The sequence below is a fragment of the Methylobacterium sp. WL19 genome, assembly GCF_008040005.1.
GTDB classification, from domain to species: Bacteria; Pseudomonadota; Alphaproteobacteria; order Rhizobiales; family Beijerinckiaceae; genus Methylobacterium; species Methylobacterium bullatum.
Genome location: NZ_VRVC01000013.1, coordinates 1 through 20,844, shown reverse-complemented (window position 1 = coordinate 20,844; position 20,844 = coordinate 1). Strand labels below are relative to the sequence as shown.

At 67.1% G+C, this 20,844-nt stretch carries 13 protein-coding genes; 6 read left to right on the top strand and 7 right to left on the bottom strand.

The window, feature by feature from the left end:
- The first annotated feature begins 28 nt into the window (after nucleotides 1-28).
- Together treS and glgB are read left to right on the top strand one after the other, a co-directional pair.
- Entirely contained in the window at nucleotides 29-3,286 is a 3,258-nt protein-coding gene (gene treS, locus FV220_RS04595) for a maltose alpha-D-glucosyltransferase (protein ID WP_147829920.1), read from the top strand.
- Between the two features lie 159 nt (nucleotides 3,287-3,445).
- A complete protein-coding gene (gene glgB / locus FV220_RS04590; RefSeq protein ID WP_246689381.1) occupies nucleotides 3,446-5,599 on the top strand; it encodes a 1,4-alpha-glucan branching protein GlgB in 2,154 nt (717 codons plus the stop codon).
- Between the two features lie 306 nt (nucleotides 5,600-5,905).
- Here glgB and glgA read toward each other — a convergent pair whose 3' ends face one another.
- Complete coding sequence (glgA, locus tag FV220_RS04580; RefSeq protein WP_147829916.1) at nucleotides 5,906-7,438, bottom strand: glycogen synthase GlgA; 1,533 nt, start codon at nucleotides 7,436-7,438, stop codon at nucleotides 5,906-5,908.
- A 146-nt stretch (nucleotides 7,439-7,584) separates the two neighbouring features.
- Nucleotides 7,585-9,210: an alpha-amylase family glycosyl hydrolase gene (locus FV220_RS04575; RefSeq protein ID WP_187273328.1), complete on the bottom strand. Its 1,626-nt coding sequence runs from the start codon at nucleotides 9,208-9,210 to the stop codon at nucleotides 7,585-7,587.
- A gap of 318 nt (nucleotides 9,211-9,528) precedes the next feature.
- On the opposite strand from FV220_RS04575, the gene FV220_RS04570 reads away from it, so the two are divergent.
- Together FV220_RS04570 and FV220_RS04565 are read left to right on the top strand one after the other, a co-directional pair.
- Nucleotides 9,529-12,060 carry a glycogen/starch/alpha-glucan phosphorylase gene (locus tag FV220_RS04570; protein ID WP_147829914.1) on the top strand — a complete coding sequence of 844 codons (2,532 nt, stop codon included), beginning with the start codon at nucleotides 9,529-9,531 and terminating at the stop codon, nucleotides 12,058-12,060.
- Between the two features lie 185 nt (nucleotides 12,061-12,245).
- Nucleotides 12,246-12,620: a VOC family protein gene (locus tag FV220_RS04565; protein WP_147829912.1), complete on the top strand. Its 375-nt coding sequence runs from the start codon at nucleotides 12,246-12,248 to the stop codon at nucleotides 12,618-12,620.
- Nucleotides 12,621-12,748: 128 nt separating this feature from the next.
- On the opposite strand, the gene FV220_RS04560 is transcribed toward FV220_RS04565, so the two are convergent.
- Together FV220_RS04560 and FV220_RS04555 are read right to left on the bottom strand one after the other, a co-directional pair.
- The gene (locus FV220_RS04560; protein WP_056426231.1) at nucleotides 12,749-13,165 is read right to left on the bottom strand and encodes a DUF779 domain-containing protein; all 417 of its coding nucleotides are present in this window, start codon (nucleotides 13,163-13,165) and stop codon (nucleotides 12,749-12,751) included.
- 59 nt (nucleotides 13,166-13,224) lie between these two features.
- Nucleotides 13,225-15,429, bottom strand: coding sequence for a 3-hydroxyacyl-CoA dehydrogenase NAD-binding domain-containing protein (locus FV220_RS04555; protein ID WP_147829910.1), 2,205 nt, complete (start codon nucleotides 15,427-15,429; stop codon nucleotides 13,225-13,227).
- 111 nt (nucleotides 15,430-15,540) lie between these two features.
- On the opposite strand from FV220_RS04555, the gene FV220_RS04550 reads away from it, so the two are divergent.
- On the top strand, nucleotides 15,541-16,329 hold the full coding sequence (locus FV220_RS04550; protein ID WP_056150034.1) for an EAL domain-containing protein: 789 nt from the start codon (nucleotides 15,541-15,543) through the stop codon (nucleotides 16,327-16,329).
- Between the two features lie 125 nt (nucleotides 16,330-16,454).
- Here the strand turns inward: FV220_RS04550 and FV220_RS04545 are convergent, their stop codons facing one another.
- From FV220_RS04545 to FV220_RS04535, 3 genes are all read right to left on the bottom strand, one after another.
- The gene (locus tag FV220_RS04545; RefSeq protein ID WP_018042186.1) at nucleotides 16,455-16,943 is read right to left on the bottom strand and encodes a hypothetical protein; all 489 of its coding nucleotides are present in this window, start codon (nucleotides 16,941-16,943) and stop codon (nucleotides 16,455-16,457) included.
- A gap of 101 nt (nucleotides 16,944-17,044) precedes the next feature.
- Nucleotides 17,045-18,253, bottom strand: coding sequence for an acetyl-CoA C-acetyltransferase (locus tag FV220_RS04540; protein ID WP_147829908.1), 1,209 nt, complete (start codon nucleotides 18,251-18,253; stop codon nucleotides 17,045-17,047).
- A gap of 206 nt (nucleotides 18,254-18,459) precedes the next feature.
- Nucleotides 18,460-20,247 (bottom strand): acyl-CoA dehydrogenase C-terminal domain-containing protein, encoded by a 1,788-nt coding sequence (locus tag FV220_RS04535; RefSeq protein ID WP_147829906.1) that lies wholly within the window; start codon nucleotides 20,245-20,247, stop codon nucleotides 18,460-18,462.
- A 285-nt stretch (nucleotides 20,248-20,532) separates the two neighbouring features.
- On the opposite strand from FV220_RS04535, the gene FV220_RS04530 reads away from it, so the two are divergent.
- Nucleotides 20,533-20,844 (top strand): hypothetical protein (locus FV220_RS04530; RefSeq protein ID WP_187273329.1); only part of this gene is annotated, 312 nt, incomplete at its 3' end.

Sequence of the window (20,844 nt, the reverse complement as noted above, 5' to 3'; positions counted from 1 at the left end):
TGAACCCGACGCATGAGGCAACGACGCGATGATCGATCGTAGCGATCCGCAATGGTACCGTGACGCCATCATCTATCAGATCCACGTCAAGTCGTTCTTCGACTCGAACAACGATGGGATCGGCGATTTCGAGGGCCTGACGCAGAAACTGGACTATGTGCGGGACCTCGGGGTCACCGCCATCTGGCTGATGCCGTTCTATCCGTCGCCCCTGCGTGACGATGGCTACGATATCGGCGATTACCGCGACGTGAACCCGTCCTACGGGACGATGGAGGAGTTCCGGAAGTTCGTGGAGGCCGCGCATGACCGTGGCCTGCGCGTCATCACCGAGCTCGTCATCAACCACACGTCGGACCAGCATCCCTGGTTCCAGCGCGCCCGCGAGGCGCCGGCCGGGTCGCCGGAGCGCGACTTCTACGTCTGGTCGGACACCGACACGCCGTATTCCGACACGCGCATCATCTTCCTCGACACCGAGACCTCGAACTGGACCTGGGACCCGGTCGCCAAGCAGTATTTCTGGCACCGGTTCTACAGCCACCAGCCGGATCTCAACTTCGACAACCCCGCCGTGCTGGAGGGCGTGATCGAGGTCATGCGCTACTGGCTCGACATGGGTGTCGACGGCCTGCGCCTCGACGCGATCCCCTACCTGATCGAGCGCGACGGCACGAATTGCGAGAACCTGCCGGAGACTCACACGGTCATCAAGGCGATCCGCGCCGCCCTCGACGCGAGCTATCCCGACCGCATGCTGCTGGCGGAGGCCAACCAGTGGCCGGAGGAGACCGCGCAGTATTTCGGCGACGGCGACGAATGCCACATGGCGTTCCACTTCCCGCTGATGCCGCGCATGTACATGGCGATCGCCCGCGAGGACCGGCACCCGATCACCGACATCATGCGGCAGACCCCGGAAATCCCCGAGGGCTGCCAATGGGCCATCTTCCTGCGCAACCACGACGAGCTCACCCTCGAAATGGTCACGGCGGAAGAGCGTGATTACCTCTGGTCGTTCTATGCCGCCGAGCGCCGCGCCCGCATCAATCTCGGCATCCGCCGCCGTCTCGCTCCGCTGCTGGAGAACGACCGCCGCAAGATCGAGCTGATGAAGTCCCTCGTCCTGTCGATGCCCGGCACGCCGGTGCTCTACTACGGCGACGAGATCGGCATGGGTGACAACATCTATCTCGGCGACCGCGACGGCGTGCGGACCCCGATGCAATGGTCCCCGGACCGCAACGGCGGATTCTCCCGCGCCAATCCGGCCAAGCTGTTCCTGCCCTCGGTGCAGGACCCGATCTACGGCTTCGACGCCATCAACGTCGAGGCGCAGACCCAGTCGCAGACGAGCCTGCTGAACTGGACGCGCCGCATGATCGCCATCCGCAACAACTCGGTCGCCCTCGGGCGCGGCGCCATGCAGTTCCTGTATCCCACCAACCGCAAGGTTCTGGCCTGGATCCGCGAGTTCGAGGGCGAGCGCGTCCTCTGCGTGGCCAACCTGTCGCGCGCGCCACAGGCCGTGCAGCTGGACCTGTCCGAGTTCCGCAGCGCCGTGCCGATCGAGCTTACCGGCGGTTCGGAATTCCCGGCCATCGGCGAGTTGCCCTACCTGCTGACCCTGCCGTCCTACGGGTTCTACTGGTTCTCCCTCAACGCCGCGAATGCCGGCGAGATCGGCCCGCAGCCGGAGACGCCCGAACTGTTCACCCTCGTCCTCACCGGCGGGGTCGAGACCCTCATGGCCGGGCGCGAGCGCACCGCCTTCGAGCGCACCGTGGCGCCGCGCTTCATCGGCACCCGCCGTTGGTTCGGCGCCAAGGGCACCCGCATCAAGTCGGTCTCGGTGATCGACAGCGCCACCCTGAAGGATGCCGGCGGCGCCACCCGCTTCCTGCTGCCGCGCGTGGCGGTGCATCTCGCCAATGGCGAGCGCCAGGATTACTTCGTGCCCCTCGGTGTCGATGAGGGCCGCGAGGACGAGACGCTGCTGTCGCACGCGGTCGCCCGCGTCCGTCGCGGACCGCGCACGGGCCTCTTGTTCGGGGCCTCCGCCTCGCCCGCCTTCTCGGTCGCCCTGATCGACGGCATGCGCAACGGCGTCGAGCTGCCGACGGAGACCGGCAAGCTCGTCTTCTCCCATACCTCGGCCTTCGATCGCGACGTCGTCGTGGATCTGGCGGAAGTCCGCAGCCTGAACGCGGAGCAGAGCAACACCTCGATCGCCATCGGCTCGAAGATGATGCTCAAGCTCCTGCGCCGCATGCAGACGGGCGTCCATCCCGAGATCGAGGTCGGCCGGTTCCTCACCGAGCAGGCGGGCTTCGCCAACACCCCGGCTCTCCTCGGCGTCGTCGAGCACGTGGCCGAGGACGGGACGCGGACGGCGCTCGCCGTGCTCCAGGCCTTCGTGCCGAACCAGGGCGATGCCTGGACGCTCATGCTGGAAGGCTTACGTCGCGACTTCGACACCGTCGTGCTCGCGCCCGAAAGCGAGGCGCCGGACCCGACCGAAGCCTTCGCCCCGCATCTGCGCTGGGCCGAGCTCCTCGGCCGCCGCACCGCCGAGCTGCACAACGCCTTCGCCATCGAGACCGACGACCCGGCCTTCGCGCCCGAGCCGTTCACGCATGACGACCTGCGCGACCTCGGGGAGGACGCGCGCCGTCTGGGCGAGCGGGCGTTCCGCGCCCTCGACGCCCTGGCGGGACGCACCTCCAGCACGGCGATCACGGAGCTCGCCGGCCGCCGCCGCGAGGTCGAGCTTCTGATCGAGGACATGACGGCGCGTGCGCCGGTGGGGGCGACCAAGACCCGCATCCACGGCGATTTCCACCTCGGTCAGGTTCTCGCCTCCGAGAGCGATCTCATCATCATCGACTTCGAGGGCGAGCCCGCTCGCCCCGCCGACGAGCGCCGCGCCAAGTCGACGCCGCTGCGCGACGTCGCCGGGATGCTGCGCTCCTTCGCCTACGGCGCCGAGACCGTCACCCGCGAGATCGCGAGCCGGTTCGCGGATTCGGAAGGCCGCGCCCGCAGCGCGTCCATCGCCTGGCGCGGCATGATCGATGCCGCGTTCCTCGACGCCTACCGTGCCGTGGCCTCCACCAGCCGCGCCGCGGTGACGGACCCGGAGACCGAGACGCGGCTGCTCTCGCTCTCGCTCCTGGCGAAGGCGCTCTACGAGGTCGATTACGAGGCCAATAACCGGCCGGATTGGATCGAAATCCCAGCCCGTGGGGTTCTCACAATTCTGGACGACACCAAGAGAGGCGTTTGAATGACGGATATCGACGAGAGCCTGGCGAAGACGTCCGAGCAGGAGCGGAAGCGGTCCGAACGGATCGCGGACCGCTCGGCCGCGTCGGGGAGTTCCCGCCAGGCCGATGCCGATACGTCGACCGTTCAGGGCGTCCATCCGGACGCGGTCGCCGCGGTGATGAGGGCGGATCACGGCGATCCGTTCTCCGTGCTCGGCCCTCACCAGATCGGCCCCGGCCTCTGGGAAGTGCGGGTCATCCTGCCCGAGGCGAAGTCGGCGACCCTTCTCACCGCGGGCAAGCGCATTCCGTTCGAGCGGCGCCACCAGGACGGGTTCTACGTCGCCCGCGTGCAGAGCGAGGGGCGTCCGCTCTACGAACTCGCGGTCGAGGGCTGGGACGGCACCGAGCGTACGCGCCACGACCCCTATAGCTTCGGCTCGTCGCTGCATCAGCAGGACATCGACAACCTGCGCGAGATCGGCAGCGACGTGACCTATCGGGTGCTCGGCGCCCAATCCATGGTGCTCGACGGCATCGACGGCTTCCGCTTCGCGGTCTGGGCGCCCAATGCCCGCCGGGTGAGCATCGTCGGCGATTTCAACGAGTGGGACGGCCGTCGCCACCCCATGCGGCTTTGGCAGACCGGCGGCATCTGGGAACTGTTCGTCCCGGGCCTGCGCGCCGGCGTCCACTACAAGTTCGAGATCCGCGGACCCGACGGGTCGCTCCTGCCGCTCAAGGCCGATCCCGTCGCCTTCGCGGCGCAGAAGCCGCCCGAGACCGCCTCCGTGCTCCAGGGCACGAACGCGCCCGTCTGGAGCGACGGCAAGTGGATGGCGACGCGGGGCGAGAAGGACCCTCGCCACACCGCCATCTCGATCTACGAGGTGCATCTCGGCTCCTGGGCGCGCGTCGCCGAGGAGGGCAACCGCTACCTGACCTACAAGGAGTTGGGCGAGCGCCTGATCCCCTACGTCAAGGAGATGGGCTTCACCCATATCGAGATGCTGCCGATCACGGAGTATCCGTTCGACGGCTCATGGGGCTACCAGCCGGTCTCGCTGTTCGCGCCGACGAGCCGCTTCGGCACGCCGGACGATTTCGCGGCCTTCGTCGACACGGCCCACGAGGCCGGCATCGGCGTGATGCTGGACTGGGTGCCGGGCCACTTCCCCCTCGACGCCCACGGCCTCGGCCAGTTCGACGGGACGCATCTCTATGAGCATGCCGACCCGCGCCAGGGATTCCACCAGGACTGGGGGACCTACATCTACAATTTCGGCCGCACGGAAGTGTCGAGCTTCCTCGCCGCCAATGCCCGGTTCTGGCTCGAGCATTATCATCTCGACGGTCTGCGCGTGGATGCCGTCGCCTCCATGCTCTACCTCGACTATTCGCGCCGGCAGGGCGAGTGGATCCCCAACCAGTACGGCGGTAACGAGAATCTCGACGCCATCAACTTCCTGCGCAAGACCAACGAGGCGACCTACAGCCACGCGCCGGGCACGATGACGATCGCCGAGGAATCCACCTCCTGGCCGGGCGTCTCCCACCCGACCTATACGGGCGGACTCGGCTTCGGATTCAAGTGGAACATGGGGTGGATGCACGACACCCTGGAATTCATGTCGAAGCAGACGATCCATCGCCGCTATCACCACCACGACCTGACCTTCGGCCTGCTCTACGCCTTCTCCGAGAACTTCATCCTGCCGCTGTCGCATGACGAAGTCGTCCATGGAAAAGGCTCGCTGCTGGACAAGATGCCGGGCGACCGCTGGCAGAAATTCGCGAATCTGCGCGCCTATTTCGGCTACATGTGGGGCCATCCGGGCAAGAAGCTGCTCTTCATGGGCGGCGAGTTCGGCCAGCAGAAAGAGTGGAACCACAACCAGAGCCTCGACTGGCACCTGCTCGACGATCCTCTGCATCGCGGCGTGAAGGATCTCGTCCGCGACCTGAACCGCCTCTACACCTCGACGCCCGCCCTCCACGTGAGGGATTGCGAGGCCGCCGGCTTCCAGTGGCTGGTCTCCGACGACCAGGACAACAGCGTCATCGCCTGGGCACGCAAGGGCACGAATCCGGGTGAGGTCGCCGTCGTCGTCTCTAACTTCACGCCGATTCCGCGTGAGGGATATCGGATCGGCGTGCCGGAGGCCGGGTTCTACCGCGAGGCGATCAACTCGGATTCCGAGCGCTATGGCGGCTCGAACGTCGGCAATATGGGCGGCGTCCAGGCGGAGCCGGTGGAGAGCCACGGCCAGCCCTATTCGCTGGTTCTCGCAGCGCCGCCGCTCGGGACGATGATCTTCGTGCGCGAGGGCTGAGATCGGCCCGTGTCATCGGGATAGTATGAGAAAGGGCGCCGGTTCGATGAACCGGCGCCTTTTTTGTTTGAGGCTGTTTGATCGGATCGCTTAACCGGTGCTCTCGCCAAAGTAGAGCATCCCACCAGACCACCTCATCCTGAGGTGCCGGAGCGCAGCGGAGGCCTCGAAGGAGTACTCCAGTTCGCGCAGTGGCTTCTGGAACTCTCCTTCGAGGCCGCTACGCAGCACCTCAGGATGAGGTAAAGCTTTGGACAGACAACACAAATCGGCTCGTCGGACGCAAGATTGCTCCGAGGCAGACGATCAGACCGTGCGGGCGCGAAGACCGCCGCCATTGCCCAGCGCGCGGGCGTAGAGCGCCGAGTAGTCCATGGCCGCGCCGTCCCAGGTGAAGGAGCGGGACATGGCGCGGCGGCGCATGGCGTTGAGGCGCTTCTTCTCGCCGAACGTGTCGAGGGCGCGGCGGACGGCGCCGAGGAACCCCTTCTGCGAGGCTTCGCCGAAGGTGAAGCCGGTCACGCCGTCCTCCACCGTGTCGGCGAGGCCGCCGGTGCGACGCACGATCGGCAGAGAGCCGAAACGCTGGGCGTACATCTGCGCGAGGCCGCAGGGTTCGAAGCGCGAGGGCATCAGCAGGAAGTCGCTTCCGGCGAACATCCGCCGGGCTTCCTTCTCCTCGAACCCCACCTGGACCCCGACGGCATCCGGATGGCGGCGGGCGAGATCGCTCAACGCAGTCTCGAACCGGCGCTCGCCCTCGCCGATGACGACGATCTGGCCGCCCTCGGCCACGATGGTCTCGGCCGCGCTGAGGCTGAGGTCGATGCCCTTCTGGTGGACCAGGCGCGAGACGATGGCGAAGAGCGGGCCGCGCGAGACGGCGAGGCCGAAATGGCGGCGGACCGTCTCGGCATTGGCGCGCTTGCCCTTCCAGTCGTCGGCCTCGAAGCGGGTGGCGAGGTGCGGATCGGTGCGCGGGTCCCAGCTCTCGTCGATCCCGTTGAGGATGCCGGCCAGCCGCCCCTGTGCGGCGCGGGTGCGCAGGAGGCCGTCGAGGCCGCAGCCGGATTCCGGCATCATGATCTCGCGGGCATAGGTCTCGCTCACCGTGGTGACGTGCGAGGCGTAATAGATGCCGGCCTTGAGGAAGGAGAGATGCCCGTAGAACTCGCAGCCATCCATCTGGAAGGCCCCGTCCGGGATGCCGAGGCGACCGAGGGAATCGCTCGGGAACAGGCCCTGATAGGCGAGGTTGTGGATCGTCAGGACGCTGGGGACGCGCTGCCCGGTCCATTCGAGATAGGCGGGGGCGAGCGCCGTCTGCCAGTCGTTGAGGTGAAGCAGGTCGGCCGACCAGGACGGGTCGACCCCGCCGGTCAGTTCCGCAGCCGCGAGGCTGAGGCGCGCGAAGCGCAGGTCGTTGTCGCGAAAATCGCCCTGCGCGTCGCCATAGGGCGTGCCGTCGCGCTGGTAGAGGTCGGAACTCAGGATGATGTAGACCTTGAGGCCGTCACCCGTCTCGATGAGCCCGAGATCGCAGGGCGGGATGCCGGCATGGCCGCGCAGATGGGCGACGACGGGGATGTGATCGAACCGGTCCACCACCTGGCGATAGCCGGGGATGAGGACACGAACATCGTAATGGCGGCGCAGCGACCGGGGCAGGGCGCCGGCGACCTCGCCCAGACCGCCGGTCTTGACGAAATCCGCCATCTCCGGGGTCGCGTAGAGGATGCGCGGCTGGAGCGAAAGGCCCCGAATTACCTCGGCGTCGGCCGCGCCGGAGGCGAAAATCGGCGAGGCGAGGTCGGCACTGGAGGTGGTCGTCGCCGGCATATGATGGAGACCTCTAGGGCAGATCGTGCTCTTCGCGATGCACAACTCAAGCCACTGGGTCGGTTAATACTACGTTCAGTTTGCTGCGGCGCGGGGAAAATGTCGCGCCGCGATAGTTTTTTCGGCCTCCCTCGGCTCCGCCGCCTTCAGTCAGGGTGCCGGAGCAGGATCACGCCCTCGTTTCCGGCCATGTCGAGCACCTCCGAGGCGCCGATATCGGCTCGTCCGGGATGGGTGGAGAGGAGGACGCTCCAGCCTGATTCGCCCGCCAGCGGGAACCGGACCGGCCAGCCCGAGAAGTTCAGTACGATCCGCACGGTCTCGCCGGCCTCCACCCTCTCATAGGCGAGGACGTGGTCGAGCCCGTCCGTATCGAGCCTGCGGTAGCTTCCCACCGCCAGGGCCGGATAGGCGCGGCGGAGATGCAGGAGCCTCCGGTAGAGGGTGAGGATCGAGGTGGAATCGTCGCGCAGGGCCTCGACATGCCGCCTGTCCCGGTCGGCGCTCAAGGGCAACCAGGGTTCGGCCTCGCTGAAGCCGGCATGCTCGGTGTCGTCCCACTGCATCGGGGTCCGTTCCGGGTCGCGGCCATGGCCCGGCTCGTTGAAGCCCCAGGGGTCTCGCATCCGCTCCGGCGGGATCTCCACATGGGCGAGGCCGATCTCGTCGCCGTAATAGACCGTGGGTGTGCCGCGTAAGGTGAGGAGGAGGATCGCCGCGATCCGCGCCTGCGCCTCGCCGATCCGTGCGGCGATGCGGGGCTGGTCGTGGTTGCCCAGCACCCAGTTCGGCCAGCCGCCGGGGGGCAGCGCCTCCTCGTACTCGTCCACCAGGGCCGCCACGGCATCGGCCTGCCACGGGGTCTGGATCAGCTGGAAGTTGAACGGCAGGTCGACGCCGGTCAGACCGGGGCCGTAATAAGCCACCAGCCGCTCGATCGGCAGGTAGATCTCGCCGATCAGCACCCGGTCGTCGTAACCGTCCAGCACGCGGCGCATGCCGGCGATGATGTCGAACACTTCCGGGCGGTCGGCGGAATAGACCTGATCGAACCGGTTGATCTCCGGCTGTTCAGGGTGGAAGGCGGGGTTCGCCGGATTGTCGCGAAAGCCCTCGTCCTTCATCAGGTGCCAGATCACGTCGACGCGGAACCCGTCGATCCCCCGGTCGAGCCAGAAACGCAGGACGTCGTGCATCGCTTCCCGCACCGCCGGGTTGCGCCAGTTCAGGTCGGGCTGCTGGCTCAGGAACGCGTGGTAGTAATATTGGCCGCTGGGCTCGTCGAAGGTCCAGGCCGGGCCGCCGAAATTGCTCAGCCAGTTGTTGGGCGGCCCGCCATCCGGCGCCGGATCGCGCCAGATGTACCAGTCCCGCCGCGGATTCTCGCGCGAGGCGCGGCTCTCGGTGAACCACGGATGCGCGATGGAAGAGTGGTTCGGCACGAAGTCGAGGATGACCCTGAGCCGGCGGGCATGGGCCTCCGCGATCAGCGCGTCGAGGTCGGCGAGGCTGCCGAAGAGCGGGTCGACGCCGCAATAATCGGCGACGTCGTAGCCGTAATCCGCCATGGGCGAGGGATAGATCGGCGAGATCCAGACGGCGTCGACGCCGAGCCAGGCGAGATAGTCGAGCCGGCGCGTGATGCCGGGAAGATCGCCGACACCGTCGCCATTGGTGTCCTGAAACGAACGCGGATAGACCTGATAGACGGTCCCCCGCTTCCACCAGACGGCTTTCGCCAGATCCGGAACAGTCGTCTCGCCTGACGTCATCCGCCCCCCGATTCACACCCCGATGCCGGTCACAGCCTAGCCTGTGGCGGAGCACCAAGCGACCCCGCCCCGGGCCTCCTTCCCGCTGCCGCGCCAGCGCGCTTCCGCCGCATTCATGAAACCTTCAGCGCTAAATGGTCTCATTCCCGCACGGTTTGGATGGGAGACAGGCGAATCGCGGGGACCGGTCACCGCCAGCGGGATCGGTCGATCCCGGAAGTCCGACCTGTCCATAGCGACGCCGCCGCACGGTCACCGCCGGAAGAAGCGGGTGCCGAACAGCGCTCTGCGGCAGCGACACTGAGGGGGAATGAGACCATGCTGAACGAAATCCTGGGCGCCACCGCTCGGAGCGAGGACATCGGCACGCGTACCGCCGCCGGAGACGCCCCGGCCCGGCCGGGCTGGACCGCTCCGGCCAAGCCCGCCTCCGGCGACCCCGTGGCGGATCTGCGCGAAGCCATCCTCGCCAAGCTCGCTTATGCCATCGGCAAGACCCCCGAGACCGCCCGCGAGCGCGACTGGTTCGCCGCCACCGCCCTGGCCCTGCGCGACCGGATCGTCGATGCCTGCATGGACGGCAGGTCCACCAGCATCCCCAACAAGCGCGTCTATTACCTCTCCCTCGAATTCCTCATCGGCCGACTCCTGTCCGACGCCATGAACAATCTCGGCCTCGTGGATACGACCCGCCGGGCCTTGCGCGATCTCGGCATCGAACTCGGCGACGTCGAGGCGGCCGAACCGGATGCGGCGCTCGGCAATGGCGGTCTCGGCCGTCTCGCCGCCTGTTTCATGGAGAGCATGGCGAGCCTGTCGATCCCCGCCATCGGCTACGGTATCCGCTACGATCACGGCCTGTTCAAGCAATCCCTGGAGGATGGCTGGCAGAAGGAGGCGCCGGAAACCTGGCTCGCCGAGGGCAATCCCTGGGAATTCGTGCGGCCCGAAGCGACCTACACGATCGGCTTCGGCGGCCACGTCACCATGTCGGCGATCTCGGACGGCGTGATCCGTCGGCACTGGCACCCGGCCGAGACCGTTCGGGCCGTGGCCCATGACGTCCCCGTGGTCGGCTGGCGCGGTAAGCACGTCAACACCCTGCGGCTCTGGAAGGCGGAGGCGAACTCGCCCCTCGAACTCGCGCAGTTCAACGGCGGCGACCATGTGGGCGCGGTGGCGGCCCGGTCCAAGGTCGAGGCGATCTCGCGGGTGCTCTATCCGAGCGATTCCTCGGAGAGCGGCCAGGAACTTCGACTGCGCCAGGAATACTTCTTCACCTCGGCCTCGCTGCAGGACCTCGTCTCCCGGCACGTGGCCGAGCGCGGCGACCTGCGCTCCCTGCCGGACCATGCCGCGATCCAGCTCAACGACACCCACCCGGCCATTGCCGTGCCGGAGCTGATGCGCATCCTCCTCGAGGATCACGGCCTCGCCTGGGAGGATGCCTGGCACATCACCACCCATACCCTGAGCTATACCAACCACACCCTCCTGCCCGAGGCGCTGGAGACATGGCCGGTGGAGCTCATGGAGCGGCTACTGCCGCGCCACATGCAGATCATCTACCTGATCAACTGGATGCATCTCGAAGAGCAGGGACGCCACGGCAGGGCCGATGCGGCGCAGCTCGCCTCGGTCTCGCTCATCGACGAGGCCAACGGCAAGCGCGTGCGGATGGGCCATCTCGCCTTCCTAGGCGCACGCCGGGTGAACGGCGTCTCGGCGCTCCACACCGACCTGATGCGCTCCACGGTATTCAAGGACCTCCACGCCCTCGACACCGACAAGATCGTCAACAAGACCAACGGGATCACCTTTCGGCGCTGGTTCCACAACTGCAACCCGGAGCTGACGAAGCTCGCCGTGGAGGTGGTGGGCGAGCGCGTCCTCGACGATCCCGAGGCGCTGCTGGGGCTGGCCGATTACGCCGCCGATTCCGCCTTCCAGGCCCGCTACGCCGCCATGCGCACATCCCGGAAGGAGGCGCTGGCCAAGGTGGTGGCCGAGAATACCGGCATCGTCGTCGATCCGTCGGCCCTGTTCGACACGCAGATCAAGCGCATCCACGAATACAAGCGCCAGCTCCTCAACGTGATCGAGACCGTGGCGCTCTACCAGGCGATCAAGGCCGAGCCGCACAAGGACTGGACGCCGCGCGTCAAGATCTTCGGCGGAAAGGCGGCGCCGAGCTACGTCCAGGCCAAGCTCATCATCAAGCTCGCCTGTGACGTGGCCAAGCTCGTGAACAGCGACCCGGATATCGCCGGCCGGCTCAAGGTGGTGTTCCTGCCGAATTACCGCGTCAGCCTCGCCGAGGCGATCATCCCCGGCTCCGACCTATCGGAGCAGATCTCCACCGCCGGCATGGAGGCGTCGGGCACCGGCAACATGAAGCTGGCGCTGAACGGCGCGCTCACCGTGGGCACACTCGACGGCGCCAATATCGAGATCCGCGACCATGTGGGGGCGGACAACATCTTCATCTTCGGCCTCGACGCGGCCGGGGTTCAGAAGCGCGCGGCCGAGCCGGATTACGCCGCCCGGGCCATCGCGGCCTCGCCGCGCCTCGCCGCCGCCCTCGACTTCATCGAGGCGGGCGGGTTCTCGCCGGAGGAGCGCGGCCGCTTCCAGCCGATCGTGGACGATTTGCGCCACAACGACCGCTACCTGCTCACCGTCGATTTCGACGATTACTGGCGCGTCCAGCGGGAGATCGACGCCGCCTGGATCGACAAGGCGAGCTGGTGGAAGAAGGCCATCCTCAACACCGCCCGGATGGCCTGGTTCTCCTCCGACCGCTCCATGCGCGAATACGCCGACGACATCTGGCGGGTGAAGGTGGGGTGAGCCGAGAGGTTCGTCCTTTATCTTCCGCAAGGCGGTCGAAAACCGACGACCCGGCTTCCATCCCGGAGCATCAGGGATTGGGAGCCGTAGTTCTGCGAAAGCCGGATGCGCGTTCGCAGACGGACTGGACTCGGCTCCAGGCTCGACCGCCGTTATCTCGTGCCGCCCCTTTCCGGAGAGACTCGATGTTCACGCACGTGATGATCGGCAGCAACGACCTGGAGCGGGCCCGAGCCTTCTACGATGCGACCTTCGTCGCATTGGGGGCCGAGCCCGGCGAGATGGATGCCAGAGGCAGGCTCATCTATTCCCATGAGGGCGGTCGGCTGATGATCACGACACCCATCGACGGCAAGCCCGCAACCGCGGCCAACGGCGGAACGATCGGTATCGCCGCTGCGAGCCGCGACCATGTTCTCGCCTGGCATCAGGCCGGCACCGAGCGTGGGGGCAGCGCAATCGAGAGCGCTCCCTCTCAGCGTCCGAACGGCGCCTTCGTCGCCTACCTTCGTGATCCCGATGGCAACAAGCTCACCGCACGGACCGTGCCTGCGAAGTGAGGACAATCGTGGCCGCTTGGGTGGAGGCGCGGGCTGATGCCCGGGCGCAGACCCATGGGCCGTCGCAACCGTGCGCGACATCTGTCGTGCATCTCACGTCCAGACCAGCCGTGGGCGCCGCCTCCCGATCAGATCCGGCAAGCGCCTTCGAGCGCCGTGTTCTCCGCATCCGTAAAAATCCGCGAGCGGATGAGGAAGCGCTTGTCGCGGCCGTTCTCCAGCGAGAACATGCCGCCTCGGCCGGGCACCACGTCGAGGATCAGGTGGGTGTGCTTCCAGACCTGGAACTGCGGGCGGCTGATCCAGAAATCCGCGCCGGCCACCTGGCCGAGATGGACATCGCTGTCGCCGGTGAGGAAGTCGCCCACCGGGTAGCACATGGGCGAGGACCCGTCGCAGCACCCGCCCGATTGGTGGAACATCACCGGCCCGTGCTCGGCGCGCAATTCCTCAATCAGGGCGATGGCGGCTGGTGTCGCCGTGACCCGCAGGGGCGTTCCGTCGGCGCCGACCTGATCGGCGGTGGTCGCTTCGGTCGTGCTCATGGAACGCTCCCTCCCGTCATGTGACCCCGGCAGGGGATGTCCCGAGCCGGAATGTTCGTTCACGCCGCCTTCTTGGCTGCGGCCTCGCCGTAGAAAGTGCCGCCGGCCTCCGCCATGCGCAGGAGGTTCTCCGGCACCGCGAAGCGCGCCCCGTGCCTGGCCTCGAGACCCTGGGCCAGGGCCACGAACGCTTTCGCACCCATGAAGTCGATGTAGGACAGGGCGCCGCCGGTGAAAGGGGCGAAGCCGAAGCCGAGGATGGAGCCGACATCGGCCTCGCGCGGGTCGGTGATGACGCCTTCGCCCACGGTGCGGGCGGCCTCCAGCGCCTGAACCACCAGTAGCCGCTGCTTCAGCTCGGTGAAATCGACGTCGTCGGGGTCGATCCGCGTCGCCTGGAGCTCCGACAATCCGGGCCAGAGCTTCTTCGAGGCGCCGTCCGGATAGTCGTAGAAGCCTTTCCGGTTCTTGCGCCCGAGCCGGCCCTCGCCCTCCACCAGGGTGGTGAGCAGAGCCTTCTGGGCGGGGTCGATCGCCTCGGCGCCGAGCTGCGCCTCGGTCGCCCTGACGATCTTCAGGGCGAGGTCGACGGCGACCTCGTCGGTGAGGGAGAGGGGCCCCACCGGCATCCCGGCCTGGCGGCCGGCATTCTCGATCATGGCGGCGGGGATGCCCTCGATGAGCATCTTGTGGCCCTCGTAGAGATAGGCGCCGACGCAGCGATTGGCGAAGAAGCCCCGGCTGTCGTTGACGACGATGGGCGTCTTCTTGATCGCGCGGACGTAGTCGAGGGCGGTGGCGAGCGCCGCGTCCCCGGTCTCCTCGCCCTTGATGATCTCGACGAGCATCATCTTCTCCACCGGCGAGAAGAAGTGGATGCCGACGAAATTGCCCGCGCGCCGGGACGCCTTGGCGAGGCCCGAGATCGGCAGGGTCGAGGTGTTGGAGGCGAAGATCACGTCCTCGCCGATCACCGCCTCCACCTTGGCGATGACTTCGGCCTTCACCTTGGGATCTTCGAACACCGCCTCGATCACGAGATCACAGGATGACAGGTCGGCGTAATCGGCGCTGGTGGTGATGCGCGCGAGAAGCGCCTCGCGGTCGGCGGTCTTGGCCCGGCCCTTGTTGATCTGGTCGGTGACGAGCTTGTGGGCGTAGGCCTTGCCCTTCTCGGCGGCGTCCGTGGACTGGTCGAGGAGGATCACCTCCATCCCCGCATTGGCGCTGACGTAGGCGACCCCGGCCCCCATGAAGCCGGCGCCGACGACGCCCACCCGCTTCACGCTGGTCTTGGCGATCTCCTTCGGCCGGCGCGCGCCTTTGTTCAGCTCGCCCATGGAGATGAACAGCGTGCGGATCATCGCCGCCGCCTCCTTGGAGCGCAGGATCTTGGCGAAGTACCGGCTCTCGACCCGCAGGGCGAGGTCCATCGGCAGTTGCAGGCCCTCGTAGACCGAGGCGAGGATGGCCTTGGCGGCCGGATAATTATCGTGGGTCTCGCGGCGGTAGATCGCGTTGGCCGGGGGCCAGATCATCATGCCGGCGGGCGAATAGACCTTGCCCGAGGGTGCCTTGAACTTCGGCTGGTCCCAGGGGGCCACGGGCGAGCCGCCGGCCCTGATCCAGGCCTTGGCCTTCTCGACGATCTCGTCTTTCGGCGCGACCTCGTGGACGAGGCCCATGTTCTTGGCCATGAGCGGACGGATCTGCTCGCCCTTGAACAGCATCTGCAGGGCGTCGCCCGTCTGCATCAGGCGGGGGACGCGCTGGGTCCCGCCCGCGCCGGGGAACAGCCCGACCTTGATCTCGGGCAGGCCGACGCGGGTCTTCGGGTCGTCGGACAGCACCCGGTGGTGACAGGAGAGCGAGAGTTCGAAGGCGCCGCCGAGGCAGATGCCGTTCACCGCCGCCGCGAAGGGCTTGCCGCAGGTCTCCAACTTGCGGAAGACCAGGGTGAGCTTGCGCGATTCCTCGAAGAAGTGGCGCATGGCCTCCTCCTCGCCCTTCTCGGCTTTCAGCGTCTCGTAAGCCTGTCCGAGGCCCTGCAGCATGGTCAGGTCGGCGCCGCCGGAGAAGTTGTCCTTGCCCGAGGTGATGACGCAGCCCTTCACGACCGGATCGGCCACCACGGCGTCGATGACCTGATGCAGGTCGCTCATCACCCCTTCGGTGAAGACGTTCATCGAGCGGCCGGGCATGTCCCAGGTCGCGAGCGCGATACCGTCGGAATCGACCTCGAAGCTGAAGTTCGTGAGATTCATGTCTGATCCTTGTGGGGTCGGCTTGAGGCGTGAGGCTATTAAGACGTTTTAAAAATTTGGGCTGGATAAAGAATCCCAGGATCGAAAAGGTGGAACGAGGAAACTTATCGAATGTTGGCGCGAAACGTCTGCCAGGGATGCCGCGACGGCGCCGATCTCGACTTTACGTTTACCATGGCGTTCCAACCCATCCTCGATCTCGACGCTCAGCGCGTGTGGGGATACGAGGCGCTGGTGCGCGGCCCCGAAGGCCAGTCCGCCGCCTCCATCCTCGATCGCGTCACCGAGACGACGGTCTATCGCTTCGATCAGGCCGCGCGGGTGCGTGCCATCGAGCTGGCCGGCCGGCTGTTCCCCGTCGACGACGAGACCAAGCTGTCCATCAACTTCATGCCGAACGCGGTCTACGAGCCGGCGGCCTGCATCCGCTCCTCGCTGGAGGCGGCGCGCCGGGCCGGATTCGCCCATGACCGGATCATGTTCGAGTTCACCGAGAACGAGAAGTTCCGGGACATCGACCATGTGAAGCGCATCGTCGCCGAATATCGCAAGCAGGGCTTTCTCACCGCGCTGGACGATTTCGGCGCGGGCTTCGCCGGCCTCAACCTCCTGGCGAACTTCCGTCCCGACCTGATCAAGATCGACATGGAGCTCCTGCGCGGCATCGATACGGACAAGGGCCGTCAGATCATCACGGCGGGGATCATCTCCATCGCGCGCCAGCTCGGCGTCTCGGTCATCGCGGAAGGTGTCGAGACGCGGGGCGAACTCGAGACCCTGCGCGAGCTCGGGGCAACGCTGTTCCAAGGCTATCATTTCGCCCGCCCCCAACTCGAAGCCCTCCCGAGTGTCGCCGGATTCGAGGCACGGGAGCCGCGCCTCGCCGCCCTGGCGTCATAGCGCTCCTCTCGGCGCGCCCGTCGCGTCGCTGCGCCTGCATGTTCGCGTCGTCGGTCTCATGCAGGGCCGCCCCAGGCGGTGCGGCCCCGCCGTCGATCCTCCGCTGGATCGACCTCAATCGGGTTTTACTTGGCCGGCGCCGTTCCGGGCAGCGGCGGTGCGCCCGCCGGCCTGTCGCCAGCCGAGGCGATGGCCAGCATGTTCAGGATCTTGGTGACCGCGCCCTGCGAGATCACCGTGACCGTCGAGGCCGGGTCCGAATTGATCGCCTGGAACTTCTGGTAGATCTTGTCGTCGTAGATGCCGCTGAGGTGCTTGAGCTCGTCGAGATTGAACTTCTCGGCATAGGCCTTCGACAATCCTTCGATCATCACCTCGCGCTGCTTGTCGAACTCGGCGCGGACCTCCTTGCGGATGGCCTCGGCCTTGTCCTCGGGCATCGGCTGCACGGTCTTTTCCAGGGCGCCGGTGAAGCCGGTTTCGAGGTTCTTGATCAGGGTCTTCTGAACCAGATCCTTGGCGACCGCGACGCGGTCGGCGGCGTCGTCCGCATGGGCGGCGAACGGCGCGCAGAGCGCGGTCGTCAGCATCAGGGTCGCGAGAAGGCGTGTCATCGTGGCGTGTCTCCCGGTGTTTATGATTGCGCCGCCGGCATCGGCGGCGGGAGTGCGCCGTTTAGCAGCGTTCCGAAGGGTTTGGGAGGGATAGCGCCCCATCACACCCGCTCGATGATCGTGGCGGTGCCCATGCCGGCGCCGATGCAGAGGGTGACGAGGGCGCGCTCCTTGCCGGTGCGCTCCAGCTCGTCGAGCACCGTGCCGAGGATCATCGCGCCGGTGGCGCCCAGCGGATGGCCCATGGCGATGGCGCCGCCATTGACGTTCACCTCGGACGGGTTGAGCCCGAAGGCCTGGCAGAAGCGCAGGACCACGGCGGCGAAGGCCTCGTTAACCTCGAACAGGTCGATATCGGCGACGGTCATGCCGGCACGCGCCAGCACCTTCTTCGTCACGTCCACCGGTCCGGTGAGCATCAGCGCCGGATCAGAGCCGATATTGGCGAAGGCGCGGATGCGGGCGCGCGGCTTGAGCCCGGCCCGCTCTCCGGCTTTCTTCGAACCCACCAGCACGGCGGCGGCGCCGTCGACGATGCCGGAGGAATTGCCGGCATGGTGGACGTGGTTCACCGTCTCCACGTCGGGATGCGCGTCGATCGCCACGGCGTCGAACCCGCCCATCTGGCCCATCTGGACGAAGGAGGCCTTCAGCCCGGCCAGCGACTGCATGTCGGTGGAGGGACGCATGTGCTCGTCGGTGTCGAGCAAGGTGATGCCGTTGACGTCGCGCACCGGCACGACGGACTTGCCGAACAGCCCGTCGGCCCAGGATCTCGCCGAGCGCTTCTGCGACTCCACCGCATAGGCATCGCAATCGTCGCGGGAGAAGCCGTATTTCGTGGCGATGAGGTCGGCCGAGACGCCCTGCGGCATGAACCACGACTTGATCGCGATGGCCGGGTCCACCGGCCAGGCCCCGCCCGAGGCGCCCAGACCGACGCGGCTCATGGATTCGACGCCGCCGCCGATGGTGAGGTCGTGCTGGCCGGCCATGACCTGGGCCGCGGCGAAATTCACCGCGTCGAGGCCGGAGGCGCAGAAGCGGTTGATCTGCACGCCGGGCACGTGGTCGCCGTAATCGGCCACCAGGGCCGCCGCGCGGGCGATGTCGCCGCCGGCCTCGCCGACGGGATCGACGCAGCCCAGGATGACGTCGTCCACCTGCCGCGTGTCGAGCCCGTTGCGCTCCTTGAGGGCGCGCAGGGCCGTCTCGGCGAGGCGCAGGGCCGTCACCTCGTGCAGCGCGCCATCCGGCTTGCCGCGGCCGCGCGGCGTGCGGACGTGATCGTAGATGAAGGCCTCGGGCATATGCGTTTCCCTGTTGTCCGCTCCTGCGGAGCGACGGCTTTCAAAGTCTGCTCTCGGTCTTACCGTCATTCCGGGGCCGCGAAGCGGAGCCCGGAATCCAGATCCGCGAACACATCCAAGATTTATCGCGTCGGCGGTTCTGGATTCCGGGCTCGCTCTGCGAGCGCCCCGGAATGACGTGGTGAGCTGAAAGTCTGTCGTCCGCTCTAAAACGCCTCGGCGCCGAGCGCCATGGTCGTCTCGGCCCCGGCCTTGATCCGCACCAGCCGCATGGCGGTCTCGGGCAGCGTCCGCTCCATGTAGAACCGGCCGGTGACGAGCTTGTCGTCCATCTCCGGCGACGGGCCCTGGGCGATGCGGGCCAGCGCCGCCTTGGCGATCCGGGCCCACATGTAGCCCATGGCGACGAGGCCGAGGAGGTGCATGTAGTCGGTGGCGCCGGCCCCGGCATTGTCCGGCTTGGAGAAGGCGTTCTGCATGAACCACATGGTGGCGCCCTGGAGGTCGTTCAGGCCGGCCTGGAGCGGCGCGGTGAACGGGGCCATGCCCTCCACCTCGGCATGGTCCTTGATGAAGGTCTGGACCTCGGCGAGGAAGCCCATCATCGCCCGGCCGCCATCCTTGGGCAGCTTGCGGCCGATGAGGTCCATGGCCTGGATGCCGTTGGCGCCCTCGTAGATCATGGCGATGCGGGCATCGCGCACGAATTGCGACATGCCCCATTCCTCGATGTAGCCGTGCCCGCCGAAGAGCTGCTGGGCCGCCACCGCGTTGTCGAACCCCTTGTCCGTGAGCACGCCTTTCACCACCGGGGTCATCAGGCCCATATGATCCTCGGCCTTCTGGCGCTCGGCCGCGTCGTCGGATCGGTGGCCGATATCGGCCTGGAGCGCGGTCCACAGCACCAAAGCGCGGGCGGCCTCGTTGAAGGCGCGGATGCCCATGAGGGTCCGGCGCACGTCCGGGTGGACGATGATCGGGTCGGCGACCTTGTCGGGTGCCTTTGCCCCCGTCAGCGAGCGGCCCTGGAGCCGGTCCTTCGCGTAGGCCACGGCGTTCTGGTAGGCGACCTCCGACTGGGCGAGACCCTGGACGCCCACCGCGAGGCGCGCCTCGTTCATCATCACGAACATCGCGTTGAGACCGCGGTTCTCCTGGCCGACGAGCCAGCCCTTCGCGCCGTCATAGTTCATGACGCAGGTGGAATTGCCGTGGATGCCCATCTTGTGTTCGAGGGAACCGCAGGAGACGCCGTTCCGCTCGCCCACCGAGCCATCCTCGTTGACGAGGAATTTCGGCACCACGAACAGGGAGATGCCCTTGGTGCCGGCCGGCGCACCCTCGATCCGGGCGATGACGAGATGGACGATGTTCTCCGACAGGTCGTGCTCGCCGGCCGAGATGAAGATCTTGGTGCCGGTGAGGCTGTAGGAGCCGTCGCCGTTCGGCACGGCCTTGGTCTTGAGGAGTCCGAGATCCGTGCCGCAATGGGGCTCGGTGAGGTTCATCGTGCCGGTCCAGGCACCCTCGACCATCTTCGGCAGGTAGGTCGCCTTCTGCTCCTCGGAGCCGTGGACGAGGAGAGCGGCCATCGCCCCCTGCGTCAGGCCGGGATACATCGTCAGCGCCAGATTGGCCGACGACGCGAATTCGGAGATCGCGGTGTTGATCGTGTGCGGCAGGCCCTGGCCGCCATATTCCTCCGGCACGGAAATGCCCATCCAGCCGCCCGCCGCATAAGCGGCGTAGCCGGCCTTGAACCCGTCCGGCGTGGTGACGCTGCCGTCGGCGTGCCGGGTGCAGCCCTGCCTGTCGCCGATGGCGTTGAGGGGGGTCAGCACCTCTTCGGCGAGCTTGGCGCCCTCGGTGAGCACGGCCTGGATCAGGTCGGGCGACGCATCGGAGAACCCGCGCAGGTTGTTGCGGCCGTGGAACGCGAAGACGTCGTCGAGGAGAAACCGAACGTTCTCCACAGGTGCCCGGTACGTCGGCATGTCGTCTGTCCTCCACCCGTTCGACCGCGTGCTCGATTCGGCCCGGAGGCCACGGCGCGCTTGATGGTTCACATATAAACTATCGAGCCCGGGAGGGGAAGGGGGGGCGCCTTCCGGCGCCTTTCCCGAGAGATATGATCAGTTTGGCACAGGGCTTAACCCGCTGTTTACCAAGAGTATCAAATGTCGTGGGCAATCGATCCGTTTGCCTGCCGCTGCGACACCCCCACGTTGCACAACGACACGTCGGATTGGGTCACGGACCTCGCTGCCCCGGGTTTGACGATGAAACGCAACGCGACGCTGAACCTGGAAGAGTTCGATCCGGAAGTCCTCGACGCCGCGCGCGACGTGGCGCGCCGCGCCGGCGTGCCGGTGGAAGCCTGGATCGCGTCCATCGTCTCGCCGGATCAGAAGCCCAAGGCGCGCCGTTCCCGCACCTCCTCGTCCACGCACCATCTGGCCCGGCCCCGCCCGGAGGGGCAGGTCCCGTCGCCGGTGCCGCCCTCCCCGGTGGAGACCGCCGCCGTTCCCGAACCCTCACCGGTCGTCGATGCCGCCGCCGCTCCCGAATCCTCCCAGGAGGCCGAGCCCGCC